20 protein-coding genes, 1 pseudogene and 1 riboswitch are annotated in these 25,934 nt (G+C 38.9%); of the genes and pseudogenes, 14 read left to right on the top strand and 7 right to left on the bottom strand.

Annotated features, from left to right (window positions below; all coding sequences use genetic code 11):
* The first annotated feature begins 81 nt into the window (after nucleotides 1–81).
* From ACFWE9_RS12640 to ACFWE9_RS12630, 3 genes are all read left to right on the top strand, one after another.
* Nucleotides 82–498: a VOC family protein gene (locus ACFWE9_RS12640; protein ID WP_230160159.1), complete on the top strand. Its 417-nt coding sequence runs from the start codon at nucleotides 82–84 to the stop codon at nucleotides 496–498.
* Between the two features lie 497 nt (nucleotides 499–995).
* A riboswitch (ZMP/ZTP riboswitch) is annotated at nucleotides 996–1,074 on the top strand.
* Between the two features lie 139 nt (nucleotides 1,075–1,213).
* Nucleotides 1,214–2,413, top strand: coding sequence for a phosphoglycerate dehydrogenase (locus tag ACFWE9_RS12635; RefSeq protein WP_230160156.1), 1,200 nt, complete (start codon nucleotides 1,214–1,216; stop codon nucleotides 2,411–2,413).
* Nucleotides 2,414–2,767: 354 nt separating this feature from the next.
* The gene (locus ACFWE9_RS12630; RefSeq protein ID WP_377357024.1) at nucleotides 2,768–3,625 is read left to right on the top strand and encodes a DUF4405 domain-containing protein; all 858 of its coding nucleotides are present in this window, start codon (nucleotides 2,768–2,770) and stop codon (nucleotides 3,623–3,625) included.
* Nucleotides 3,626–3,788: 163 nt separating this feature from the next.
* On the opposite strand, the gene ACFWE9_RS12625 is transcribed toward ACFWE9_RS12630, so the two are convergent.
* A complete protein-coding gene (locus ACFWE9_RS12625) occupies nucleotides 3,789–4,262 on the bottom strand; it encodes a hypothetical protein (RefSeq protein ID WP_377357022.1) in 474 nt (157 codons plus the stop codon).
* 401 nt (nucleotides 4,263–4,663) lie between these two features.
* Here ACFWE9_RS12625 and ACFWE9_RS12620 point away from each other — a divergent pair, with 401 nt between their 5' ends.
* From ACFWE9_RS12620 to ACFWE9_RS12605, 4 genes are all read left to right on the top strand, one after another.
* A complete protein-coding gene (locus ACFWE9_RS12620) occupies nucleotides 4,664–5,725 on the top strand; it encodes a M4 family metallopeptidase (protein WP_377357020.1) in 1,062 nt (353 codons plus the stop codon).
* A 32-nt stretch (nucleotides 5,726–5,757) separates the two neighbouring features.
* Nucleotides 5,758–6,075, top strand: coding sequence for a protealysin inhibitor emfourin (locus ACFWE9_RS12615; protein ID WP_230160146.1), 318 nt, complete (start codon nucleotides 5,758–5,760; stop codon nucleotides 6,073–6,075).
* Between the two features lie 193 nt (nucleotides 6,076–6,268).
* Nucleotides 6,269–7,147: a phosphatidylinositol-specific phospholipase C/glycerophosphodiester phosphodiesterase family protein gene (locus ACFWE9_RS12610; protein WP_230160144.1), complete on the top strand. Its 879-nt coding sequence runs from the start codon at nucleotides 6,269–6,271 to the stop codon at nucleotides 7,145–7,147.
* An 813-nt stretch (nucleotides 7,148–7,960) separates the two neighbouring features.
* Nucleotides 7,961–8,521 carry a competence protein ComK gene (locus ACFWE9_RS12605; protein ID WP_377357017.1) on the top strand — a complete coding sequence of 187 codons (561 nt, stop codon included), beginning with the start codon at nucleotides 7,961–7,963 and terminating at the stop codon, nucleotides 8,519–8,521.
* Between the two features lie 234 nt (nucleotides 8,522–8,755).
* Here the strand turns inward: ACFWE9_RS12605 and ACFWE9_RS12600 are convergent, their stop codons facing one another.
* Both ACFWE9_RS12600 and ACFWE9_RS12595 read right to left on the bottom strand, forming a co-directional pair.
* The gene (locus ACFWE9_RS12600; RefSeq protein WP_230160125.1) at nucleotides 8,756–9,610 is read right to left on the bottom strand and encodes a DUF1835 domain-containing protein; all 855 of its coding nucleotides are present in this window, start codon (nucleotides 9,608–9,610) and stop codon (nucleotides 8,756–8,758) included.
* 312 nt (nucleotides 9,611–9,922) lie between these two features.
* The gene (locus ACFWE9_RS12595) at nucleotides 9,923–10,288 is read right to left on the bottom strand and encodes a hypothetical protein (RefSeq protein ID WP_230160123.1); all 366 of its coding nucleotides are present in this window, start codon (nucleotides 10,286–10,288) and stop codon (nucleotides 9,923–9,925) included.
* A gap of 578 nt (nucleotides 10,289–10,866) precedes the next feature.
* On the opposite strand from ACFWE9_RS12595, the gene ACFWE9_RS12590 reads away from it, so the two are divergent.
* Entirely contained in the window at nucleotides 10,867–12,180 is a 1,314-nt protein-coding gene (locus ACFWE9_RS12590) for an Nramp family divalent metal transporter (protein ID WP_230160120.1), read from the top strand.
* A gap of 101 nt (nucleotides 12,181–12,281) precedes the next feature.
* The gene (locus ACFWE9_RS12585; RefSeq protein ID WP_230160118.1) at nucleotides 12,282–13,259 is read left to right on the top strand and encodes a 2-hydroxyacid dehydrogenase; all 978 of its coding nucleotides are present in this window, start codon (nucleotides 12,282–12,284) and stop codon (nucleotides 13,257–13,259) included.
* Nucleotides 13,260–13,518: 259 nt separating this feature from the next.
* Here ACFWE9_RS12585 and ACFWE9_RS12580 read toward each other — a convergent pair.
* Both ACFWE9_RS12580 and ACFWE9_RS12575 read right to left on the bottom strand, forming a co-directional pair.
* Nucleotides 13,519–13,640: pseudogene (locus ACFWE9_RS12580) on the bottom strand (lyase family protein); the annotation flags it as partial.
* Nucleotides 13,641–13,668: 28 nt separating this feature from the next.
* Nucleotides 13,669–14,940 carry a cation:dicarboxylate symporter family transporter gene (locus tag ACFWE9_RS12575; RefSeq protein WP_230160116.1) on the bottom strand — a complete coding sequence of 424 codons (1,272 nt, stop codon included), beginning with the start codon at nucleotides 14,938–14,940 and terminating at the stop codon, nucleotides 13,669–13,671.
* A 206-nt stretch (nucleotides 14,941–15,146) separates the two neighbouring features.
* Here ACFWE9_RS12575 and ACFWE9_RS12570 point away from each other — a divergent pair, with 206 nt between their 5' ends.
* A complete protein-coding gene (locus ACFWE9_RS12570; protein WP_377357014.1) occupies nucleotides 15,147–16,418 on the top strand; it encodes an ATP-binding protein in 1,272 nt (423 codons plus the stop codon).
* Nucleotides 16,415–17,335 carry a response regulator gene (locus ACFWE9_RS12565; protein WP_230160112.1) on the top strand — a complete coding sequence of 307 codons (921 nt, stop codon included), beginning with the start codon at nucleotides 16,415–16,417 and terminating at the stop codon, nucleotides 17,333–17,335. Before ACFWE9_RS12570 ends, ACFWE9_RS12565 begins: the two co-directional genes overlap by 4 nt.
* Before the next feature lie 168 nt (nucleotides 17,336–17,503).
* Here ACFWE9_RS12565 and ACFWE9_RS12560 read toward each other — a convergent pair whose 3' ends face one another.
* Nucleotides 17,504–17,761, bottom strand: a complete 258-nt coding sequence (locus ACFWE9_RS12560; protein ID WP_230160110.1) for a zinc ribbon domain-containing protein — start codon at nucleotides 17,759–17,761, stop codon at nucleotides 17,504–17,506.
* Between the two features lie 715 nt (nucleotides 17,762–18,476).
* Here ACFWE9_RS12560 and helD point away from each other — a divergent pair.
* The 3 genes from helD (at nucleotide 18,477) to ACFWE9_RS12545 (ending at nucleotide 24,527) form a co-directional block, all read left to right on the top strand.
* Complete coding sequence (gene helD, locus ACFWE9_RS12555; protein WP_377357012.1) at nucleotides 18,477–20,816, top strand: RNA polymerase recycling motor HelD; 2,340 nt, start codon at nucleotides 18,477–18,479, stop codon at nucleotides 20,814–20,816.
* A gap of 143 nt (nucleotides 20,817–20,959) precedes the next feature.
* Entirely contained in the window at nucleotides 20,960–21,094 is a 135-nt protein-coding gene (gene sspL, locus ACFWE9_RS12550; protein ID WP_201186571.1) for a small, acid-soluble spore protein L, read from the top strand.
* Nucleotides 21,095–21,356: 262 nt separating this feature from the next.
* Nucleotides 21,357–24,527: an ATP-binding cassette domain-containing protein gene (locus tag ACFWE9_RS12545; RefSeq protein ID WP_377357009.1), complete on the top strand. Its 3,171-nt coding sequence runs from the start codon at nucleotides 21,357–21,359 to the stop codon at nucleotides 24,525–24,527.
* 462 nt (nucleotides 24,528–24,989) lie between these two features.
* Here the strand turns inward: ACFWE9_RS12545 and ACFWE9_RS12540 are convergent.
* Nucleotides 24,990–25,934, bottom strand: a 945-nt coding sequence (locus ACFWE9_RS12540; RefSeq protein ID WP_377357007.1) for an ATP-binding protein, incomplete at its 5' end; no start/stop codon positions are given.

The raw sequence follows: 25,934 nt of genomic DNA, 5'->3' as shown, positions 1-25,934 counted from the left end.
TTTGATGCAAGCAGGATATTCATAAAATACATCGAATAGTAGGTGAATGAAGGTAAAATAAATCAAGCGAGGGTGAATTTTATGGGAGTTCAAGCAGAAAAGATTTTTGTTAACTTGCCTGTTAAAGATTTGGATGCCTCAATAGAGTTCTTCACGAAGGTTGGCTTTGAGTTTAATGAGCAAATGACCAATGAAAATGCAACGTGCGTGGTTATCAGTGAGACGATATATATCATGTTACTGGTTGAAGATTATTTTAAATCGTTTACCAAAAAGGAAATCCCAGATACAGCAACGAGTACGGAAGCGATTGTGGCCCTATCGGTTAATAGTAAGGAAGAAGTGGATGAAATCGTGAATAAAGCATTCGATGCTGGCGGAAAGCCTTTTAATGAAGCCATTGATCATGGCTTCATGTACGGTTGGAGTTTTAAGGATATCGACGGACATTCCTGGGAAGTATTTTACATGGATGAAAGCGGGTTTAATCAAGAGTAAAGCTAATTCAAAGGCACAATCCTTCACTAAGGACTGTGTCTTTATTTTTGATATCAATGACGTAAAGTCAGCATGATGCCAAAGGAAACAACCTGAGCTCTACGCACGAATTCGCGAGTAAAAGCGTGAATCTCACGAGTAAAAGCGTGAAATTCACGAGTATATGCACGAAACGCACTAGAAACGATCGAATTCAGAAGTAAAAGCGCCCAATTCACGAGTAGAAGCGTGAAACTCACGAGTAAAAGTCGTGTAGTTTAGAAAATTACTAATAATTAATAGGTGCAGACTCTAGGGGCCCCGAACAAACAAGGGAAGATTCACAGGAGTATAATCATGATGTTGAACAATGGATTCTATTTATCTCTTATCATTGTATTCTTTAATGATTTTCTATTAGTCCAGCTCTGCCTTATTGAAAGAAATTAAAAAATGAGATAAACCTTTAAATTGATATTGAAGATTGCTGAATAATTTGATAAAATAAAATAAATGAAAAGACTATGTGCAACTGGCGAAACACGGATAACCGTGAGGGAACACATAGTGTCGTAGCCGTTCGCCTGGGCAGAGGTAAGGGATTTTATCCCTTGCCTCTTTCTGTATATTTACAGAAGATAGTGAAGTTTTAAAGGAATGCAGATTTTCATAGGTTTAAAATCTTGTTAATATTTTGAAATCTAAAAACTATCATGATCTAAGAGGAGCAAACAAAATGAGCACATTAACGTTAGAAAAAGTGAAAACGATCAAGGCCTTAAATAATATTGCTGAAAGCGGGCTAAATGTATTCAACAAAGGCGATTTTACCGTCGACAATGACAGTGAAAACCCTGATGCGATCGTTCTTCGCAGCTTTAATATGCATTCAATGGAATTCGGCACTGATTTAAAAGCAATCGCAAGGGCAGGGGCGGGAGTTAATAATATTCCGGTCGACAAATGCACCGAGCAAGGGATTGTTGTTTTCAATACACCTGGTGCTAACGCAAACGCTGTAAAAGAAATGGTACTGACGTCATTAATGGCTTCATCTCGTAACCTTTTTGCAGGTGTGGCCTGGACAAAGACGCTGGAAGGCGAAGGAGAACAAATTCCAAAACTTGTTGAAGCAGGAAAGAAACAATTCGTTGGTAAAGAAATCAAGGGGAAAACTCTTGGCGTAATCGGTTTAGGTGCGATTGGTGCACTTGTAGCGAATGATGCCCTGGATTTGGATATGGACGTCATTGGGTTTGACCCGTTCATCTCTGTTGATACAGCTTGGAACTTGTCTCGCAATGTACAACGCGCCATGACGATTGAACAATTGTTTGCAGAATCTGATTATATTACAGTACACGTGCCATTAACAGACGACACAAGAGGAATGTTTAACGAAGAAACATTCAGCATCATGAAGCCAGGCGTTCATATTTTGAATTTCTCACGCGGCGAGCTAGTGAATGAAAATGATATGGAAGCTGCACTTGAAAGCGGAAAAGTAGGAAAGTTCATTACAGACTTCCCGAATGAAAATGTGTTGAAAATGAAAAATGTCGTTCCAATTCCGCATCTTGGTGCCTCTACGCTAGAATCAGAGGAAAACTGTGCCATCATGGCAGCTCGTCAGTTGAAGAACTTTTTAGAAACAGGGAACATCAAGAACTCTGTGAATTTCCCAAACACTTCCCTTCCTTATACAGGAAACCGTCGTGTGGCAACGTTCCACGAAAACGTTCCGAACATGGTTGGACAAATCACACTGGCTGTATCCGGCTTTAACTTGAACATCGCTGACATGGTTAACAGAAGCCGTGGGGGATATGCGTATACGATCATCGACATTGACGGAGAAGTAAATGGCGATATCATCCCTGGTTTGGAAGAAAAAATCAAACAAATCGCAGGCATCGTCACAACTCGCATTATTTAATTTCCTTTCTTGCTCAAATGTTCATTATTAGAACAAGCCTCAATTCCTTTAAGGAGTTGAGGCTTTTTAATTTTGTTAAACTTTTTGAACAAAATGGCATTCATTCCTGCATCCCTTGGAACGAACGCACTTGCCAATTCAGGAACCTGATTAAAGAATCGCGCCGTTTGTTAGTAGTTACTGTCTTCCAAGATAAAAATCCTCCCATTAATTCTTCAACATAAAAATCGTTTCTCCTTGGCTTTAGGCACTCCTTAATAAAAAGTTAAGCAATTCTCTTCATAATAAGTTTCACCACGGGTAGCCGCCTAACACATAAGAAAGCTTGGAGAAACAAATAGGAGGACAAAAAATATGAAAAAGATGATGTATGTTAAGCTTGGCTTAGATATTTTAATGGCCGTTACGTTCGTATTATTTTTTAATAAACAAGTATTAGGGGGATTAACGTTTCACGAAATTGCCGGGTTAGCTATTGCTGTATTATTTTTCACCCATGTGTTGCTCAATTGGCAATGGGTAAAAAAAGTCACTATTAAATTATTTGACTGCAAGCTGCCTCTTGCAACAAAATTTGGTTACTTTTTAAACGTAATGTTGTTAATGACAATGACCTTTATTATGATCAGTGGTATTTTTATTTCAAGAGTTGTATTCCCGAATATCAACGTTGGAAATGAACAATGGTTTAAAATTTCTCATATATCGATTTCGTTTTTAGCACTTATTTTAGTTGCAGCTCATGTTGGATTACATTGGAAATGGGTAATAAATGTTTTTAAAAATATAATTAACTTCAAAACTCCAAAACCAAGCTTAGGGTTTTTAGCAAGAGTGGCAACAGTTGCCTTATTAGTGTTTGGGGGCTATCAAATGTACTCAACACATTTCATCAGGCAGGTGCAAGGAGTTGCGAGCGTGTTTAATCTTTCTTCTTCACAAATGCCAGAAGGCGGCTTTAAAGGGGGAGAAAGACGAAATCTTCCCGAAGGCGGCTTGGAAGAGGGCGATGGCCCATTTGAAAAAGCAAACCTTTCAGAAGGTGAATTCAGAGGGGCAAAGGGTCACTTCGAGAGTTTGAACGCTTTAGGCGTTATCGTTACGTATTTTGGCATCATGTCTGTATTTATCATTATCATTTATTATATTGAAAAATTGATAATGAGCCATACACGGAAAAATAAAAAACAAACGGTAGTGAAGGCGATTTAACGAGTGTGTAAAAGTAATTTAGACTTCGTATGAGCATTCTACATAGCATAGAACAAAATCAGTGACAAGACTAAAAGAAGTCCCAAGTGAAGGTAAACTACTTGGGACTTCTTTTAGTTAATAGAAGACGCTCTGCTCTACAGCTTACGCAAGTGGAACACCCTCAAAAATTTTGATCCGGCAGTTGATGAAGAATATTCGAGGTTAAAAAAGCTCCAACAGGAGGCAATTGAACGGTATTGGTATTACCACTAATAGGATATTCATTCAGACTTATATCAGTCGTGGCAATCCACGTTCCATACTGGCCTGCTTGTAGAGAGGGAGGTTTCATAAGTATACGTCCCTGCAGAATAAAATGCCGAATTCTAATTTGGGGATCATCAATGATGGTTAAGTTGCCAGAGAATGAGGCGAAAGGTGAATCAAATGTGATTTGTTTGGTGTTTTCATTCCAAAATCCATTAATCGGAATAGGTGAACCACGAAAATTAACCGTACCAATTACACGGTTATTTGTAATAGATTGAATGACAAGTGTGCCAAAAATAATCGATCTGCCAGCTATAGAAGCATGGATGCCCCATAATGATGGGAATGGAAAACTAACTGAACTAGTACCTTGTGGAGTTACCAATGCTATGCCCTCCCTTAAAGAATAGGTTCTGAGGAAAAAAGGATGAGATATGTTTTAGCTCCCTTGTTTTAATGAATATTTCAGTATATGCAGCACGAGCAGAATAAACCCATAAACAAAGATGAAGTTTACATGACATAGCCAAATTCTCATCCCTATAATTGTGTACCAACCAAAAAAGGGGAAGCGGGATGGTCCGGAATGGAATGAAGGGAAATGAGGCAAGTGCGGCGAAAGTAATCTATAGAACGGAAAGATAGATGGAGAGCAGCGATTAAAATGTTGCGGAACAGATATTGCCATGAATTACATTGAAGACTGGACGCCGTTAAGAGAAGCTGCACCCTTGAATAACGAAGCACACTAATGGTTTTAAAAAAAATCATGAAGGAGTGGCAAATATGCACAAAAAAGATTGTTCAAAAAAGATGTGCCAGTGTTTCATTGTCCCTAACTATATCTTAGAGAATTTGGCACAAAATGAAATAGAAGCAGCACGAATCAGTTTAGCGAAAAGCAGTCAAATGCGCAGGCGCAGAATCTTAAAAGAATTTGATATTGACGGTGTTGTCGCTTTAACTGATGCAGGACCAGGACGCCATGGTGAATCTGCCCGCCATGTTTATGATTGCAAGGGAAAAACCAAACTCCGCCAGAATGAGGTTAGAAAAGAAGGAGATCGATCAAGTGCGGATCCTGTGGTTAACACTGCATACGATTATAGTGGGGTTGTGCGTGACTATTTCAAGGATGTCCTGCACCGTAATTCCATTGATAACCAAGGCCTTGATCTCATCCTGAACGTCCATTATGGCGATAAATTCACAAATGCCTATTGGGACGGAGATGAAATGGTATTTGGTGACGGCGATGGGGTTATTTTCAGCAATTTTGCCAATTCACTCGATGTCATTGGGCACGAGCTTACGCATGGTGTAACGCAGTTCACAAGCGGATTGGAATATGACGGTCAGTCTGGGGCATTGAATGAGCATCTTTCAGATGCGTTTGGAATCGCCATCAAACAATTTCATTTAAAGCAAACAGCAGGAGATGCCGATTGGCTAATCGGTGCTGATATAATGGGACCAACACTAAAAGGACAAGCTCTCCGTTCTATGAAAGCACCTGGTACGGCATTTGACAATAAATTGATGGGTAAAGATATACAGCCTGATCATATGAGAAACTACTATAAAGGTGATCGAGATAATCATGGTGTCCATATCAATAGCGGTATACCAAACAAGGCGTTTTATCTTGTATCGATGGAGATCGGAACCGACAAAGCAGCGTTGATCTGGTTCAATGCGATGCAGAATTTATTTGCCACGGCAAATTTCAACCAATTCGTCCAAATTGTCAGCAAGTCAGCACAAAAACTCGTCGATAGTGGAGAAGTTCCTGAAATCGCTATAAAAACAATTGAAAATGCGTTTAAAGCGGTGGGATTGCCTGAGTAGTTATCTTTTATGAATAGGAGGCTTCATCTAACATGCATATCCAATTTAGCTGCATAGGGGGAATGGCCAACCTCGATTTGAATGTTGTGATAAACACAGACGAATTACCGAAGGAAAAGTATGAGGAATTAAAAAATTTGGTGAAGTCAGCTAATCTTTCTCATGCTGAACTAAGTAAAATGGCTGGAGTTAAAGCGCAGGGAGCGGACTCTTTTTCATACAAGCTGGATATAGCAGATGAAAAGAAGAAACAGTCCTTCTCATTTACCGATACGACAGCTCCACAGGAAGTACGTCCCTTATTGGATTATTTACGTAACTTGGCCATTGAAATAAAAATGGCGGAATAACAATAAAATCCTCTGAAGTGAATGATATAGATCGGCGTAGATTAACATCAAAAAACAAGCGTAACTGAGCATTTCAGTTACGCTTGTTTTTTGATGTAAACACTTTTTTCTGATTCCGTTAAGGTTCTGTAAATACCCTTGTTTTATTAAAAGAAAAAGCTACGATAGAGGTGAAATGATAAAGAGGAGGAAAATGAATAAATGGTGGCTAACGATGTCTTTAGCTGTTGCTGTTGCTATGCCCTTTTCATCAACAAATGCTTCCGCTGAACAGGTTAAGAAGGAACCGAAAGTGATAGTGCCGCTTGCAAAAGCGCACGCACACAATGACTATGAGCATGCACGTCCCCTCTATGATGCACTGGATCATGGGTTCACAAGTGTAGAAGCGGACGTCTGGCTAAAAGACGGTGAATTACTGGTAGCCCATGATGAAATCAATGTTAAACCAGAGCGGACACTTAAGTCCCTTTATTTAGATCCATTAAAAGAAAAAGTGAAGCAAAACAAAGGCTCTGTTTACAAAAGTCGTCACCAGGATTTCTTACTTTGGATCGATATTAAATCCGAGGACAAAGCTACATATGAAGAAATCGATAAACAACTGGCAGAATACAAGAAAATGATTACAAAATTCTCAAAGTCAAAGGTAAACCAAGGTGCTGTTACCGTCATTATTTCAGGAAACCGTCCGCGTGAGCTAATGGAAAACCAGAAGGTGCGTTATGCCACATTCGATGGACGAATGAGTGAATTGGATTCTGATGCATTTAATGAATTCATGCCTGTAATCAGCGACAACTGGACAAATCATTTTACATGGAATGGTGAAGGGAAGATGCCTCAAGCTGAACAAGAAAAGCTGGATCACATTGTCAAAACGGCGCATGCAAACGGTCAAATGGTTCGATTCTGGGCAACTCCAGACGAAGCATTACCAAACCGTGAAGCTGTATGGGATGAGATGCTAAAAGCAGGAGTAGATCTTGTAAACACAGATGACCTTCCAGCCTTACAGCAATACCTGCTTAAAAATGATCCACACCCTATGAAACAACATATTAAGTGGTAGACTATCATACTCTTTATCAATAAACCAGATGATCCGCAGCGGATTATCTGGTTATTTTTGATGCCACCTAAGCCATATTTCTTAGACATATATCCGGAAGACCGAAAAAAGATAATAGAAGGCAATAAAAAAGTCTATCAAAATGTAGGCTTTTTTGTGTTCACCGAAATTTCTTTTCTACCCACTTTTCAAATTGGTTTTGCTTATTATTTCTAAAAATAGACACAAATTAACAACCATATGTGGAAACTGACTAACAGTTTTCATAGGAAATCGATCACTATCGCTTTCTGATGGCGGTTCTTAAAGAGTAGGTCAATTAAGCTAGTCATTTAGTTAAAAAGGGAGAGGTTTTACAAAAAAAGAGAAAAATAGGATAATAGTCTCACAGGTGAAGTGGAATGCATATTAAGACAAGAAAGTTACAACTTCAGGGAAGAGTATTACCCACTTCATGAGAAAATATTCATCTCGTAAGCCCATTTCTAAAACGACCTATCAACACCACAAACATCATGAAATCCCCTCCGGAAAGCAATCAACCCACTTAAAAAACAGCTGTTCCTGGAAACAAGATGATGCCTTGTTTTCACACATCTTCGACTGACAAAGGGAGTCGAAGATTATTTCAGGTAACCAATGACAAAAACAATAGGCTAGTAAGATGGCTTTGCACTTATAGGAGGTGAGGAAAATGTGAACGAAAAATAGAAGAATCCATAGGGAGAAGGTCACCTAAGAGCTGGAAGCAGGCGTATACCTGTCTGTATGTTCAGTCCTTTTAATTAAATAGTAAATGGGGGAGTGAATAGAATGATCATACGAAAAAACTATTTAATGAATATGGAAACCGTGGCAATGATGGAGCGTTACGATTCAAATGGTGTGGAGATGGCGATGGTGGTGGAAGGAGAGAACACGTTCCTTGTTGCACAGCCTCGCCAGGAAATCCTAAATCATACGCTAAATTATTTTAGACTGGATCTTGATGGCGGGCTTGCAGGAGCCAAATCGGTGCTTGGCGGAAAATACAGGCTCCCAGTCTGCATAAACGCCCAGCTTGGAATGGTCTGGTTCTCATCAAGCTCATTCCGAAAAAGCGGAGGGGTCTGGTTTTCCTACATCCACATCAGTGACCTCGAGGAAATGAACGAAAAAGAAACCTTGGTCCACACAAACTATGGACATTGCTTTCCTGTGTCCTTAAGCAAAAAACAGCTCGCCTTCAAAAGGGACCAAGCATCCTATCTGCACACCACCTTCCATGAACGCTCTTCAGGCAAAAAAACCTTTTATTACGAACCGGGAAGCGGAATTACCTTTTGCAAAGAACCTGGAGAGGTTCATTACAGGGTAAAAGGACGGGGAGATTAATATCAGGGAGAGGAAGACCGCCGAAATGGTGGTCTTTTTCACAACTGTAGCTCGAAGTTTGATCAAGTTAATACAAGAGACCTTGATAAATGAATAAATAGAAAGGGTCTGTTTTAGATAAATAAAACAGGCCCTCATAATATTTAATTGGATTATTCATTTATAAAAAAGATGGTTGTGTTCTTTAATCAACGAACGCACCCGTTAGTCGAATAACCATTCATTTTAAAAGCATTACGACCGAAGTTTTATGCTATAGAATCTCATTGTTGTAGGGACACCCTCTATGTCAAAAGTACCGTTATTTATTAGATGCCTAACTCGGTATTGAATAAATTCGTCCCCTAAATATTGTTCTAGATGACCAATTACTTCACCTACTAATCTTGTACTTTTCATAAAATCTCTATTCTTTTGTTGGTTGTGTAGCTTTCGTGCCTTGTTGATTATGAATAGGTCATAAAAATCTTCATCAACGCCATGCACTTCACCGTTATCCCAAATACGCAATACATCTTGTGCATCAGCTATAAGCTCCCATTCTTGATAGAATTTTCTTCTATCCTCGATAGAAATAGGGTTGTTCGTTTTATTTTTTTCGTAGATTGACTTCAGTTTTTCCGGAGGAATTTCACCGGTAGAAAGAGGGGAGTATACTCTATTTGAAACCTTGAATTGTTCATGATAGGCTTTAGTCGTATTAATTAAAATGATGTTATTTCGCTTATTATTCAATAAATACAAAACATATCTAACTCCTGTTTGTTCATGGGAACTATCTCCTGCCCAAAGAAAGATGGTGGTTTCTTCTGGAACATGACAAATTATATCCTTAGTTTTAATAAAATCTTTCCCATAGTCCTTTTCATAGTAATCCTCTTCTGATAAAAACCGTGTTCTGAACCAATCTATCCTTTGTTTCACACCAACTTCACCATGTAATTTCCAAATAGGTCCTACTGAAAAGATGTCCGAAAAACATAGCACCTTTTCTTCATTTTCTATACCTAGTTCTCTTAGACTTATTTTCAACGATCCAGAAGTTGATTGTCCAAAAACAATGTGTAAAACTTCACTCTTATTGATCACAGCACTTGCACCAACTTTTTTATAAAAGTTTAACTCATAAACGGTAAATATACTAATGTAACCTGCTCCGTTTGTTTCACAAGAAAAGGAGCTACGATTAGCTCCAATAAGGAAGGAAAGCCCCGTTAGTTAAGAATCTTTCAAGACTTTCCTTTTGAAAAAGCTTTATTCCTATACTGGATTGTATGGGAGAGCGGGGAAAAAATATGAGAAATTAATAAAGAGCTAAAGCCTATACAGGTCTTTAGCTTTTTTTGGATTTTATCTTCCATCAACTACCTCTTTAGTTCAATAAGAAAAACCGAAATTAGATCATATTGGTTCATCTTTTTTATCTTTCAAACCGTCCAAATGTGTATTTTCTCGATTTATTAGTGCATCGCCAAGATTGATTCTGCTCATTAGTCTCTCATGGTCCGAAGGAAAACGTTCTCTACCGTTTGCTACTCCCTCTATTGATGGTATATTACCACCACGCCTAGGACGTTCTTCTCGTCCAAACCCGGGGTTAAAACCACCATCAATCATTACAGGTCTGTCAATTGTACCGTTGTCATCATTATTATTAGTAGTAGGATCCCTACGTGTATCAAGGTTCCCGGCATTATTAAATGGATCATTGTTATTATCTTGTGGCATATATTTCACTCCTTCGCCCATATTATCTGCTGATGGCATTAATCTATTCGCACCTCGCACTAATCCCTTATCAATATAGGAACGAATCCTGCCTTGACAGCTCTATTGATTCGCTATCTGTAATCAATACGCCCCCTTTTCGTATCAAAATTATGAGCCCCGTTTGTATTCTTTTTTGCATGAAGTCCAACTTTTCTTCGTATTTCATAAGAACTCATTTGTTCAAAAAGAAAACCGAAATTAATTCATATCGGTCCTCTTTTTTTAAAACAGTACAACGTTGGTCCTCTTGATTTGTCAGCAAGTACGATGGGTCACAAAGTTTTTTAAAAAAGAACCTGCTAAAAAATATTATTGACTTACATTTTAATTTGTCTTACAATTTCAATGTGAATATTCGGAAGATTCAATTAAACGGGAGGAGAGCTTTTTTAAGAGCCGATTCACTTCAACATGAAGCATGACAACATACTGCAGCACAAACTTTATGTGGATACAGGAATTCTATTGTCAGAAAGTTTCGTAATGAATTTCAATATGGGTAGTCTAGCGCTATCAAAGTATTTTTGCTCGAGAAATGAAAGCGAATACATACACTTTGGAATGGAGTGAATAACTTGAAAAATCAATCAAATCTTGCTGAATCTACTGTGATTGTTTCTGAGGTCGAAAGTAAGAAACCAAATTTCATCACAAAGTTTAAAACTGCCTATGGTCCAGGAATTCTTGCCGTGTTAACGTGGCTTGGAGCTGGGGATCTGGTTACTTCTTCTGTTGCCGGTGCAGATTATGGATATAGTTTAATGTGGATTTTAGCTCTGTCATTAATCCTTCGTTTTCTTATCGTTAATATTATTGCTCGGTTCCAGCTTTGTAACTCAGAGGGGCTAACCATCCTTGAAGGATATGGACGTATCCACCCATTTTTCGGTTACTTCATGTTTGGTTATGCATTAATCATGGGGCATCTTTTTAATGCGTATATGATTAAGGGAGCGGGAGAGGTATTATCGACCCTATTTCATGTTAATCAGTCATTCATAGCTTCAATGGTAGTTGTGGCATTAGTTTTTATGCTTATAGGCAGAAATATTTATACCAGAATTGAAAGTGTAATGAAATTGCTTTTGGCATTATTGACAATTGTCTTCTTGTACCTGGCCATTCAAGCAACTCCGGATGTGGGAGCAATTATTAAAGGGACAGTTGGTTTTAGCATTCCAAGTGATACTGGCGTCCATGGAGCATTATTGGTGGCGATTTCAATTATCGGAGCAGTGGCCGGATCTATATCGAATTTTGTTCATCCATATTTCATGAGGGAAAAGGGTTGGACGAAACCGAGTCACGTAAAGGTCCAAAGAAATGATTTACTGTTTGCCATCGGTGTTTGCATTGTTATTAATTTGGCCATTTGGGTTGTTGGCGCAGAAATTTTAAAACCGAATGGAATTCATGTGGAAACGATTGATGACTTGGCAATGGCATTGCAAATGTCGTTAGGACAACTTGGCTGGTACATTTTTTATCTTGGTGTATTTGGCGTATTGTTCGCAAGTATAGTAGGGAAGTCAACTGGTTTTCCAAGATTGATTGTAGATGCCTTTTACGTAATAAGTAAGGATCGACGCGAAAAGTACAAGGGTAAATATGAAAAAGATCCAATGTATAAATGGATTATGATTTTTGTATTAGTTACGCCGCTTATTTGGTCAATTCCCGGTATGCCTGGTTTCATTACATTGACAATTGGAGTAAGTGCATTAAACATAATCGGTTTTCCAATCATCGCAATTGGAATGCTAGTGCTATCAAATAAAAAAAGCTTGATGGGAGCATATAAAAATAATTGGTTCGAAAATATTGTTCTTACTTTAGCTTCAATATTAGCGGTTTGGTCCGCAGTTCAATTAACTATTACCTTTTTCTAAAATAATGGTAGATTATAGGTAGAGGTTATCAAACAACAAATGGCTTCTGTCGCGATTTGATCCCGATGGGGTCCTACTTTATTGGAAGTGAGGTATCAATGATGAAACCGAAAGTAATCGTCTATAAGAAAGTGGATCCAGAAGTGTTGGAATATATTCGAAGGACTTGTGATGTCGTTTATTTTGAAGGTCTTGACTCACAAAATTATTCTGAATTTCTTCAAGAGCTGAAGAACGCACAAGGTATATTAGGTTCAGGATTAAAAGTGGATAAAAGTTTACTGGATCAGGCACCGCAATTAAAAATCGTCTGTAATGCCTCAGTTGGTTACGACAATTTTGATGTAACAGAGTTGTCAAATCGAGGAATTATGGCTACGAACACTCCTGAGGTATTAAATGAGACAGTCGCAGATACGATTATGGGCTTGATATTATCTACAGCGAGAAGAATGCCTGAGTTGGATCAATTGGTTAAGTCAGGGCAATGGACATCTACTATCGGAGAAAAATCGTTTGGGTTGGACGTCCATCATAAAGTATTGGGAATTATCGGTATGGGTGGAATAGGATCTGCCGTTACAAAAAGGGCTCGTTTTGGATTCGATATGAACATCTTATATCACAACAGATCTAGAAATGAGGAAGCAGAGCAAAAGTATGGGGCTACATACTGTTCAATGGAAGATCTGTTAAAGCAGTCTGATTTTGTCTGCTTAATGACACCCCTTACTCCCCAAACTGAAAATATGATGGGGGAAAAAGAATTCAAGCTCATGAAAGAGAGCGCCATTTTTATCAATTGCTCAAGAGGGAAAACAGTTGATGAAGATGCCTTGGTCCATGCGCTGGCAACCGGGGAAATATACGCGGCAGGACTGGATGTCTTCGTACAAGAGCCTGTCAACGAAGACAATCCATTGCTTTCCATGAAGAATGTCGTTACCTTGCCTCATATCGGTTCCGCAACATCGGAAACCCGCTTGAAAATGGCGATGCTGGCCGCAACCAACCTTGTCGCCGGATTACAGGGAGAAATTCCACCTACCTTGATCAAAACTGGCGTAAGGGTAAAGTGATTTGTTAGACGGCATGAGAGAATAGTAGAATGAATGACGCTGGATAGCCTTAGGGTGGGGCTATCCATTTTTTAATCGCTGCTTATTCAGTTTTTACTCATCCTGCAGAACAAACAAGCCCTCTCTATAAAGGATGGCTTTTATATCAATTCCGCAGACTTTTGTTATTCAACCACATCTGCCATTCAATCAAAATCGGAAATTACGATCTATCAAACAGTTCAGCCCCAGAAATACCTGGGTTTGTCATCTCGTAAGGATAGCCTGTAATCGGAAAGTTTTCGATGCACGCAATATTTGGATACCATAATATGCATGCACTGATACTTGTTTTGATCCTAAGAAATCTTTCTCAATACGTATGTTATGATTTATATGGATCGTTGCATCGTGTTTCCTCCTTTATAGTTTATGCTACGTCTGATTGTTTAATTGAATCAACGTAATGGTTTGCTTTTTCCTGGTCAAATTCCCCTTCCCACTTCGACATGACAATAGCCGCCAATGAGTTCCCCACGACATTAACCGCTGATCTTCCCATATCCAAAATCCGGTCGATACCGGCAATGAACGCAACACCTTCCACCGGCAGTCCCATAGAACCAAGTGTTGTTAAAATAACAACAAATGACGCACCCGGAACGCCAGCCATTCCTTTTGACGTTAACATCAATACTAGTAACAAAGTAATCTGTTGTGTAATGGATAGTTCAATACCATACATTTGTGCCACGAAAAGTGAAGCAAGTGCTTGGTAAATCGATGAGCCGTCTAGATTAAACGTATAGCCTGTTGGAATAACAAAAGAAGTAATGGATTTCGGGCAGCCAAACTTCTCCATTTTGTCCATAAGCCTTGGTAATACCGACTCTGAACTTGCTGTTGTAAATGCCAAAATCAGTTCATCCTTTAACACTTTCAGGATAACAAAAATGCTTGTCCCAGACATTTTCGCTATAATTCCAAGAATGACGAACACAAAGAATACCATCGTCACATAAACAGCAACTACTAGGTTCCCTAAAGGAATTAATGTTGCGATACCAAATTTAGCAACGGTTACACCAATGAGTGCAAACACACCAAAGGGGGCAAATTTCATGACTAGATTCGTCACCCAAAACATTACTTCCAACACACCTTCAAAGAATCCAAGGATAGGCTTTCCTTTTTCGCCTATCGCAGCCACACCTAAGCCGAATAGAACAGAAAAGAAGATAATCGGTAATAAATCCGCTTGAGCCATTGATTCAAATACATTTTGAGGAACAATATGAGAAATTGTTTCTCCAAAGCCACTACTTTCAGCCGCCTTTGTTGTTTCTTCATATTTTGAAATATCACTTTTTTCAAGATTGCTTGTATCTAAACCAGACCCTGGGTGGAACAAGTTTGCCGCCAGTAATCCAATAACAATGGCAATTGTGGTGACAATCTCAAAATAAAGAAGAGTCTTCCCGCCTAATTTTCCTAGTTTTTTAATATCGCCGACTCCCGCTATGGAGACTACTAATGCAGCCATGACGATCGGGATGACAATCATTTTAATTAAATGGATGAAAATATCGCCGATAGGTATCATGATGGCCATGGCTGTTTCATTACCATGGAATAAAGCACCGACAACGATACCTAGTACAAGTGCAACAAAAATCTGAGTAGCTAAGCCAAACTTTTTCATTTAAATTCCTCCTATGATAGTTGTTCCATTGTTAACGCTTTCAATTTTTAGATTATTTTAAGTTTATAATCATCCTACTGGAACCTACTGAAACCTACTGATACTTACAAGGGCCAGAAAAAATAATAATTTCAGTCAAAACGCTTCTCTCTTTTTTACCATTTCATGTGTTATGTTTTTAATATAGTGACTGGGGAGGGACCGTATTGAAAAAGAGTTTAAGGATATTACTATTGACTATGATTGCGGTGCCTCTTGCGGGTGAATTCAAGTTTTATCCATTCGACGATACATTCAGAGTCAGTTTGGGAACCCCTATCTTTTTCTTGTTTTTACTATGGGGGAGGGGGATCCACCCGATTATTGCAGGCATTTTAACGGGAATGAGTGTGTTTGTTTTTCGTTTTTCACTGGCTGTCGGAATACGGGACATATCTGTTGAGGAAGCGATGTATCTTCATGTTCCCGCCTTTTTCTATTACTTCATCTACGCGTTTGCATTTCTTAAAACGAAATTGAACGAGCGGCACGATCAGCCGTTTATGATCGGGCTTTTAGGGGTATTGATCGAGCTTTTTGCAAGTGTATCGGAAATGGTGATCCGTTCCTTCTTGGCGAATCAGGACACACCCTTGCTAGCCATTGACCAACTCGTTTTAATCGCCTTTATTCGAAGCTTTTTCGTTCTAGGCTTTTTTAATATATTAAAGCTGGGAGAAGCAAAATTTGCAGAAGCGGAGCAGCGCATGCAAAAGGAACAAATGCTGCTTTTCATTTCAAGTTTGTATGAGGAATCGGTTCAACTGAATAAAACGATGCAAAACGCGGAAGAAATCACCCGCACATGTTATGACTTTTACCGTCGGTTAAAATCAGAGGGGACTAATGGAAACGATGCGCAAACTGCGTTGCGGATTGCCGGTCTCGTGCATGAGATCAAAAAAGATAACCAACGGATTTATGCGGGGCTGTCGGAACTCATGTCTTCCAAAAACCTGCAGGAATATATGAATATCGAAGAGCTTGGTAACATCATGATCGTGTCCAATAGACGATATGCAGATTCCCTTTGCAAAGATATTTCATTTTCCTTGCATATAGATGGTGACCATCCGCCCTACCATGTATATATGGTATTATCATTAATAAATAATTTATTGGCCAATGCAGTGGAAGCCATTAAAGAAGAGGGATACGTATCACTGCATGTGAAAAGGAAAGATCAATTCGTGGAGTTTTGCATCAGTGACAATGGGCCTGGCATTGCACTGAAGCAGAAGGAAGTCATTTTTACAGCAGGATATACAAAGAAATTCGATGAGGCGGGAAACCCTTCGACGGGAATTGGTTTATCGTATGTGAAACAAACTGTTGAAAAATTTGGAGGACAAATCAGGCTAATGGATAACTATAAAGAAACCGTATTCATCGTAGAACTTCCGATTGATGCGATTATGGGGAAAGGGTTAATGAGATGAATTATTTCATTATAGATGACGATCCTGCCATTCGAGGAATGCTGACAGAGATAATTGAAGACGAAGATTTAGGCAAAGTGGTGGGAGAAGCAGAAGATGGAACGTTAGTGAATAATGGCTTACTGTTTTTAAAAAAAGCAGACGTTGTCCTAATTGATTTACTCATGCCAATTAGGGACGGAATTGAAACGATCAGGGCTCTTGCTGATGGATTTCAAGGCAAGTTTGTGATGATTTCGCAAGTGGAATCGAAAGAACTGATTGGAGAGGCGTATAGATTAGGAGCGGAATACTACATTACAAAACCGCTGAACCAAGTTGAAATTTCATGCATATTAAACAAAGTGAACGAGCGAATACTGGTGGATCAATCGATTCAGGGCATTCAAAAATCGTTGAACGTGTTTACGGGCCGTCCGAAGTCTCCGAAAGTGTCCTCCTTTCATACAAAAAATATTATGGAAGCCGGACGTTCCTTAATTTCCGATTTAGGTATGATTGGCGAAGGGGGAAGCGAGGATTTACTAAACATTTTAGGATTCCTCCAAAATGAAAAGCAAAGACTAGGTTCCGCCTACACGTTTCCATATTTAAAGGAAATTTTTGCTGGGATTGCTGCTGAAAAGCTGGGGGATCAAGCGAAAGAGGCCGAAGTCCAGAAAGAAATGAAAGCTTCTGAGCAGCGTGTCCGTCGCGCTCTTAACCAGGCCCTCATCCATATCGCTTCATTAGGATTGACGGATTATATGAATCCAAAATTCGAAGCCTATTCATCCACATTTTTTGATTTCTCGGAAGTCCGCAAAAAAATGTTGGAGCTAGAAGACAAGAGCAAAAAAGTAAGCAGCCAGAGCCGTAATAACATGAAAAAGTTTATCCAAGTGCTGTTTATGGAAGCAAGACAGATGATGAAATAATAAACCAGAAACACAAGTAAAATAGATTGAAAATTCACAAAAAAATTCATATTTTTCATGGAAGAAACATAAAGACAAATCCGTTTATCTGGATTTGTCTTTATCGCTTTTTTCTTCGTATTTTTTATGAACAGTATGACAAAGTTCATTCGCTTTCTAATATTTTGATTAATTCCATCGCTCTAACTTTGGGATTCCTCTAGTAAAAAGCTTAGCAATAAATTTAGGCATCTTCATATTTTCTATCATATGATTTTGAACAAATTTTTGCATTTCTATCGCAGTAATATCTTGAGTGAATTCACCATTTATATAACAATGACTACAATATTTAGTGCTTTTACTACCATCTTTTTCAGTTCCTCCACCTAATTCATCTTTAGAAAGAGGCATTCCGCAACTCTGACATGTTTTATATTGTTTCATTATAAATTCCTCCTACAAAAGGTTTTAATCTAAAAATAAAGTTATTTTGAGTAGAACTCGTTGAAGTTTGAGACAAGCCTTACATAGTATATTTCAATAAGCAAAATCATGAACGGTGATGGCACTCTACTATTAAAGAACTTTAGTATATTTTAAACAACTTCATTATTTATTAATACCTATATTGTCGTGTACCCATATGAAAAGGTCCAATATTCCTCTGTATCTCTTCATTTACTCTATCCAAGAGCCCTATGTATATGAAATTGTGGACAAATTCATCAGGCAAGCCTTTATTTAAGGATTTCAAAGAAGCACTCATTTTATAAATTATTAGGAATTATCGGTATGGGTGGAATAGGATCTGCCGTTATGTCAGGGGATACTACGAGTCGCCTTTGATGAGGGTGTCGCCGCTACCATGAAATCATTGACCAGCGAAGCAATGAGGCTTTCAAATATGTATATAGTCATAAAAATAACCAGTCAAGCTACTTGCTTAACTGGTTACTGTACATGTTAAATTAAAGTGTAAAACGACGATTTATTATGGCAACTGATGTGAAATATACATTGATATAATTCAGAAATTGTGATAAATTAGTATAGAAACACATTTATCAATATACAAAATCAGTTTACCCCTTACTATAAGTATAAGGTAAAACTCACCTCTAGTCAACCCCTATTTTTATTTTTTGAAGGAGTGTCTGATATGAATAATGAAATTCGGCATGAGCAAGAACGTTTGGATGAGGTGATAGAAACAATTACGAAGCAAATCAGCAAAATAGAAGGAGAGACTTTACAGCGTAGAAAAGAAGTTGTTAATATCCGGAAACACTTTTGGGATGACCTCAAGGTTAATGTGGATACTTTCGATGATTACCTCGAGACGATCATTGGCTTAAGGCAACAGGCCCAAGACTTGTCACAAAGCGAAGGTGCACATAGATATTCCTTCAAGAGGTTGTCAACACTGCGCCGTATGCAGGGGGCACCTTATTTCGGCCGGATTGATTTAACTGAAGAAGGGGCTTCCCTTACGGAACATATTTATATTGGGACCGCCACCCTTACTGATACAACAGGAGAAAACTTCATTGTCTACGATTGGAGGGCTCCGATTTCGAGTGTTTATTATGACTATCCTCCCGGTCCCGTAGAATACTCTACTCCCGGAGGCGCAATTCGGGGGATGCTGGAGAATAAGTGGCAATATATCATCAAGGGAGGCGTTATCGACTCAATGTTCGATACGAGTCTCACCATTGGAGATGAGATACTGCAGCAGGTGCTTGGTAAGGGGACGGATAAGCATATGCACAGTATTGTGTCCACCATTCAACGGGAGCAAAATAGAATCATCCGGAACGATCGCGGACGTCTGCTCATTGTTCAAGGAGCCGCTGGCAGTGGCAAGACATCAGCTGCCCTCCAACGGATCGCTTACTTGCTTTATAAGTATCGAGATAGGATTAAGGCCGATCAAATCATTCTATTCTCACCTAACTCAATGTTTAATAATTACGTATCCAATGTACTACCCGAACTTGGCGAAGAGAATATGCAGCAGGTAACATTCCAGGAATATTTGGACCATCGTCTGGCTGACTCATTTCAAGTTGAGGACCCTTATGAGCAATTAGAATTTTTGTTGACTGGAGCGGATGATCCTTCCTATAGCACTAGGACAGCGAGTATCCGATTTAAGGCTTCAATTCGCTTCTTTGAGATAATCAAAACATACAGTCAATCACTGGAATCATCTGGAATGATCTTTAGAGGGTTCAAGTTCCGAGGGGAAACGCTCGTCTCCGCCAAACAAATCTCAGAAAGATTTTATAACAGAGACACCACACTAAGATTTCACAATAGGATTGAAAAGTTGAAAGAATGGTTATGTGAGTTACTTGATGAAAGGGAAAAGTTTGAGTTGAAACAACCTTGGGTCCAGGAGGAAATCGAGTATCTTAGCAAAGAAGACTATCAAAAGGTATATACCTACTTAGAGAAAAAACGCGGCGTTAATGAAGATTCCTTTGACGATTATGAGATGGAGAATAAAATGCTCGCGCGTATGATTGTTCGTAAGAAATTGAAGACGTTACGCAAACGGATAAAAGCATTTCATTTTATCAACATTAAGGGAATATACAAGCAACTTTTTGACGAACAGATACGGATCGAACTGTGGAATGAGGGGAAAACACCTATCGAAAGGGAAATTTGCTTATCAACGCAAAAAATGCTGGACGAAGGTAAACTGCATTACGAAGACGCGACTCCATTTTTGCTACTGAAGGAGCTAATTCTAGGATTTCAGACGAATACCTCTATAAAATACGTGCTTGTAGACGAAGCACAGGATTATTCTCCATTTCAATTCGAGTTTTTGAAACGGTTATTTCCATCTGCAAGGATGACCGTGCTCGGTGACTTTAACCAGGCAATATTTGCGCATGCCAGTGAACGGGTGGATTTCCAGACTCTTACCAGTTTATACGGGATAAGTGAAACCGAGAGTATAACCTTGGATCAAAGCTACAGATCCACAAAACAGATTATAGAATTTACACGGGAACTAGTTCCTGAAGGCCATCGAATTAAGGCATTCGACCGTGAAGGTGAGAAGCCTGTACTGACTCAAGTAACTAGCCGTGATGAGTTGCACCACAAAATCGTGTCTAAAGTCAAAGACTTTCAAAGTCGTGCGTATAATACCATCGCAATCATATGTAAATCTGCTGCCGAAAGTGCCGCTGCATACGATGCACTTAGTGCCCACGGTACATTTAAACTCGTACAGAAAGGCACAAATGAATATGAACAGGGTGTTATTGTTATACCAGCTTATTTGGCAAAAGGCATCGAATTTGATGCTGTCATCATTTATGATGCATCTGTGCAAGCATACGGTGATGAGAGCTTACGAAGATTGTTCTACACCGCATGTACCCGGGCTATGCATGACTTACAGATTTATACGGTTGGCGAACCCAGTCCTTTCTTGCTTAACGATGAAACAGATAGCTTACTTCTGACTTTGGAATAACAAAGGGGCATGTGGTAATGGGGGAAAGTCATATGATTGGTGAATCAACCATCAGGAATTTTTGAAACATGTGTAGAATTTAATACTATGCAGTTTTTTTAATTTAGAACAGTTCGGACATAATATACTTGGAGGTGAAGGAAATGAGTAAAAAGACAGCAGGAAGAGGCCAAATCGCACCAAGTGTTAACCCGCAGGGACATGGAAAAGATGTCGAATTCGCCACTGAGCCCAAAAGCGAGCTTGAAAACAAGGCAAAAAAGTCCAATACAAAATAAACATACTTAGCAAAGAAAGCCCTTCTCTTAATCGAGAGGGGCTTTTAAAAAGTAAAATTCTAGACTAACTGTGTCAGGGAAGTACTCAGTCCTTTTTTGCGTAACCATGTCACTCCCCGTTTTTTGTCGATGAGTCATAGGTTTTTGAAGCCATGGATGTGTAAGAATAGAAGGATGAAGCTACCGTTAAAAAAATACCAAATACATTTGTCGCTATGCTAATATGAAAGACTGAGCATTATAAAATGGAGAGGAGTTACATATGAAAATAAATCGATTAATAGCGAACAATATAAACCATTTAGATTCATCACTACCAGACGACCAATCATTAGGAATTGCTGGATTATCCGGTTCCGGGAAGACGACGTTTTGCCAAGCCATTGGGGAAGAATCCAAGAAGCGTCTCGTTTCCTTATTGCCGAAGTCTGAATATCAGTATTTATTTCCTAATATTATGGAAACCAACTTCAGCGCCATCAAGATGGAAGAAATGCCGCTCGTCCTTTTTCTCGGCAAATCATCCATTTCAGCCAATCCCCGTTCGACCATTGGCACACATACTGGTGTGTTTAAAGAGATTCGTGTTTGTCTTGCTGAAAAATTCAATCTTTCTCCGGAAGTTTTTTCCTTTAATAATGCCTTAGGCTGGTGCTCCACTTGTAAAGGACGCGGTACGACGAAAAATATCGAATGTCCAAAGTGTGAGGGAAAGCGCTACAGTCAAGAAGTCGAGCAATATACGATGGAATTATTAGATCGCCCGCATACTATTTCCGATATTAACAACTTAAGCATTGAAACGATCCTTTCACTTGCAGAAACATTACATATTAGTGAAGCTAAACAGCATATTCTCCAGAATATAATCAATATGAATATTGGTTATTTAAGCATCAACCGTATTATGGGGACAGTGTCAGGGGGAGAATTAACACGGCTTTACTTGGCCGAATTTATGGCAACAAGTGAAAATACCGTGATCATCATTGATGAAATCTCCGTCGGTCTTGATCATCAAACCCTATTGAAAATTTTGGAACAGATTAAGCAATTAGGATATAAGAATCAAATTTGGCTCATTGATCACTCAGACACGGTGTTAGATAGCACAAATGAACAATTGTTCTTTGGACCTGGCAGCGGGAAATATGGCGGGAAAATTGTTGAGGAATCACCACGTCCCAAACCAATCGCCTGGGAACGAAATGAAGCAGCGCCAACGGAATACTATCAATTTCAGGATCTTTACTGCCGTAATATTCAAATGGAAGAAATCCGGATTCCCAAGAATAGGCTCGTTACCTTTACGGGTGAGTCAGGTTGCGGTAAATCTACACTTGTCAATGAATGTATCTCTAAAGATTTTCAGAAGCGGTATCCAAAAGATAAACTGGTCATGGTCGGGCAGGATCGAAACAAATCGATTACCAGTCGATCAACCGTTGCGACATTTCTTGATATTAAAAAGAAACTAACCAAATACAGTGATGAAATTGATGATATTTTTCTGCGTTCGATCGAAGATATCATCGAAGAATTGCCAAATGAAGACATCGCTCATAAACGCTTGAGCTTATTGATCAAACTTGGGCTTGGTTATTTGACATTGGAAAGAAAAACACAAACACTATCGACGGGTGAATTTCAATGTGTCCACTTAGTTTCCGAGCTTTTCGCGAAGACAAGAAACCCGCATACGCTGTTCATTTTTGACGAGCCTTCAAAAGGGTTATCGCAAAATATATTAAACCAATTCATCGATAGTGTCAGGGTCATCCTGGATGATGAATCCGTCTCCATCATCATGATTGAACATAATGGTTATATGCTGGATAGCTCGGATTATATCGTTGATTTTGGTAAACGACAGCTAACACCTGTCCAACATCTTGACGTTGTCAGTCATGATGATCATTTTCGACACAATAACAGTGAGGATCAAGTGGAACCATTGCAAATCACTTCTACACTCCGTTCAAAAAATGGCATCAATTATTTACATCAAAATCATCTGGACTATTTCAAAAAGGCAGAGAACGTCTATAAGGGCGGCATTTTAAAAAGCCTATCACCAATTGCTCGTGTAATTTATGGTGAATACGAATCAGACACGATTGCACCTGTGATCGCCATCGATCTTGAACGGCACTTGTACAGTCAATATACGTTTCTTTATGAATTGGGCGGAATGATCAACCATATAGTGGCTGCACATCCAACCAATAAAGATACAAGAAGCTTCGATTTCTATTCTGCAGAAAATCATTGTCCAAGCTGTTCGGGCCGCAGGGTCATTGAAAAATTTGACTTTGATGTCGTCATTCAAGACAAAAACGTGCCATTCTGGGATGGCTTATTACATCCAGACGTGATGGAAGTACTAAAATATTATCAACATTCAAAACTGCAATTCCTGTTTGATGAGATCAAGAATGAACTCGGTCACGACATTAGTAAAAGCTATAATGAGATGACAGATGCCGAAAAGCAGACCTTCTTATATGGGTATTGGGAAAAGTCCTTTTACGATAAAGCAGGCAAGGCATCAAGAACATGGGAAGGATTCAATTTCATCATTGGACGTTATATGTTCATATCGAAATCGATCATTAAAGAGCAGATGAAAGCATCAAAAGAGATGATCGCCTGTCCTGTCTGTCAAGGAACGATCCTCAAGCATCATAAAAAACTGACATTTGGTGATACAGACATTCGCGAGATCATCCAACAGCCGATTGATCAAGTCATCAAAATTGTTGGGAAGCTTCCAGAACTGGAAAAACTAAAAGCGATTGTGGGCGGCGATATCGCACTTACGGATGATGTCTCATTCCTTCCGCGGGAAACAAAAGCAGCTTTGAAAATGCTCGAACTGGAACTAGCAAGCTTCGTTGGCTATGAAGTGGTTTTACAAAATACCCTGCCATTTTGGGACAGCATTAAAGGCAATATCGAAGCAATCAGCAGCAAAAATCAGATCACCATCTGTGACTTTGCCAATATTAACGAAACAAGAGAAACCATTATTGATAAATATTTCACCAATGGCAAATACAAAAAACTAACCTATGTCTATGAAGCATTTGGCTACAAAAAAATCGTTACCCAAATCAATAAAATTAAAGCAAGTCATAAATGTCCATTCTGTAATGGGAAGAAAGTCATTTCAGAAGATAACATCCATGACGGTGTGTATAAATTAACGATTCCCTGTGTGAGTTGTCATGCTAGTGGCATCGATGATGAAGGGCGTAAAGCAATTGTCGAGGGCATCGACGTGCAAACCTGGCTGACAGGGAAAGTAAGGGATGCTGTGGCAGAAGGAGAACATACCGAGGCCGTTGCCGATATTCCGATTTTCGCTCGGATTCGTGAGCTGAATAAACGAGATATGATGGCGGTTTATCAATGCCTTGAAGAGAAAAAATAAAAAATGACAGTACTCCATTTAAAAAAGTCCGCCGATGATGGCGGACTTCTGTTTGTATACAAAAGGGGCTCAGAGTCCGAATAGTGAGGTGAAGGTCGAACCTGAACGGTCGTATATAGTGCCTCAATGTGCGGGGTAGGTCGAATACCGTGGGTGAACGGCTGAGTATAGTGTGGTTTAGGTGAATAAAGTGCTCCGGTCTTTATGGTTTTTTACTGTAATCCTCATAGGATGGAAGAAATTTGCGACACTCCTGCCGAATTACTGGCTAGCCGAGACACCACAGGCGCTTGCGCCGAGGAGGCTTGGCAGACAGTCGGCGGAAAGGGAGCGGATTTCTGAAATCAACTGAATTTTTAAAATAAAAAACTGCAGGCAAACTGAGTTTTCATCGAGTTTGTCTACAGCCTGAAAGTCCGCCGATAATGGCGGACTTTTTTTATATGAGGCGTGATTCTTCATTTATTTTACAGAATAGTCTTCTTGATAAACGGGAAGTGTTACTGAAATCGTTGTTCCCTTATTCAAAAGGCTATCTATATGAAGTGTACCATTCATCGTTTGGATGGTCTTAACAGCTACCATTGATCCCAACCCTGTTCCTTTTTCTTTAGAACTGTAATAAGGTTCGCCAAAACGATTTATTTGTTCTTTGTTCATGCCTATTCCATTGTCACTTATTTCGATAATGATGTCGAAATTATTTATATAGGAAACGATACTAAGTTCCCCGCCGTTTGGCATAGCCTCTATACCATTTTTAATTAGGTTTAGGAAGCATTGCTTGAAATGTTGAATATTCCCCCGGGTAATGTCTGGAGTTAACTGTTCTGATATAGTAACTAAATTCATGCTAGCTAATGGTTTTATCATTTCAATTACATATCCTATTTCACGGTTAATTAAAATAGTATCCACTTTTTCGATTGCAGGTTTTGCAAATGCTAAATATTCACTAATAATGGATTCTGCACTATTAAGCTCTCTAACAACATGCTGTATATATTGTTCTTTCACTTCTTGAGTTAGATCAGGAGCCTTTAACAGTTGAACAAATCCTTTCACAACTGTTAACGGATTTCTAACTTCATGTGAAATACTAGCTGCAAGCTGACTGACTACCTCCATTTTTTCAAGCCTTATCATTTGTGTTCGTATTAAAATTGCATCTTTTAAAATTTCCATGATATATACAGACAAAACGATAATGAAAGGAGGGAGGATAATAAAGTAAAATACATACGCCTCCGTTATTCGAAAATAATCAGACATAACGAGTGAAATAAAGCTGGTTAGTATTCCTAGAAACAAAATTAATAGTATGGAGCTATTTAGCTTACTTTTTCTATTAAAATTTTTGAATTTGGAAGAAAATAGAGCAGTTATAATAAATATAATGATATATAC

The organism is Peribacillus sp. NPDC060253, from assembly GCF_042727425.1.
GTDB lineage: Bacteria > Bacillota > Bacilli > Bacillales > DSM-1321 > Peribacillus.
This window is presented reverse-complemented; position numbering and strand designations above follow the sequence as displayed.

Excerpts from the sequence above, each read along its gene's own strand:
- ACFWE9_RS12545 (WP_377357009.1), top strand. The coding sequence starts at position 21,357 with ATGAAAATAAATCGATTAATAGCGAACAATATAAACCATTTAGATTCA.
- ACFWE9_RS12565 (WP_230160112.1), top strand. The coding sequence starts at position 16,415 with ATGAATTATTTCATTATAGATGACGATCCTGCCATTCGAGGAATGCTG.
- ACFWE9_RS12605 (WP_377357017.1), top strand. The coding sequence starts at position 7,961 with ATGATCATACGAAAAAACTATTTAATGAATATGGAAACCGTGGCAATG.
- ACFWE9_RS12575 (WP_230160116.1), bottom strand. The coding sequence starts at position 14,940 with ATGAAAAAGTTTGGCTTAGCTACTCAGATTTTTGTTGCACTTGTACTA.
- ACFWE9_RS12630 (WP_377357024.1), top strand. The coding sequence starts at position 2,768 with ATGAAAAAGATGATGTATGTTAAGCTTGGCTTAGATATTTTAATGGCC.
- helD (WP_377357012.1), top strand. The coding sequence starts at position 18,477 with ATGAATAATGAAATTCGGCATGAGCAAGAACGTTTGGATGAGGTGATA.
- ACFWE9_RS12585 (WP_230160118.1), top strand. The coding sequence starts at position 12,282 with ATGAAACCGAAAGTAATCGTCTATAAGAAAGTGGATCCAGAAGTGTTG.
- ACFWE9_RS12635 (WP_230160156.1), top strand. The coding sequence starts at position 1,214 with ATGAGCACATTAACGTTAGAAAAAGTGAAAACGATCAAGGCCTTAAAT.
- ACFWE9_RS12560 (WP_230160110.1), bottom strand. The coding sequence starts at position 17,761 with ATGAAACAATATAAAACATGTCAGAGTTGCGGAATGCCTCTTTCTAAA.
- ACFWE9_RS12595 (WP_230160123.1), bottom strand. The coding sequence starts at position 10,288 with ATGCCATCAGCAGATAATATGGGCGAAGGAGTGAAATATATGCCACAA.
- ACFWE9_RS12615 (WP_230160146.1), top strand. The coding sequence starts at position 5,758 with ATGCATATCCAATTTAGCTGCATAGGGGGAATGGCCAACCTCGATTTG.
- ACFWE9_RS12610 (WP_230160144.1), top strand. The coding sequence starts at position 6,269 with ATGAATAAATGGTGGCTAACGATGTCTTTAGCTGTTGCTGTTGCTATG.
- ACFWE9_RS12640 (WP_230160159.1), top strand. The coding sequence starts at position 82 with ATGGGAGTTCAAGCAGAAAAGATTTTTGTTAACTTGCCTGTTAAAGAT.
- sspL (WP_201186571.1), top strand. The coding sequence starts at position 20,960 with ATGAGTAAAAAGACAGCAGGAAGAGGCCAAATCGCACCAAGTGTTAAC.
- ACFWE9_RS12620 (WP_377357020.1), top strand. The coding sequence starts at position 4,664 with ATGCACAAAAAAGATTGTTCAAAAAAGATGTGCCAGTGTTTCATTGTC.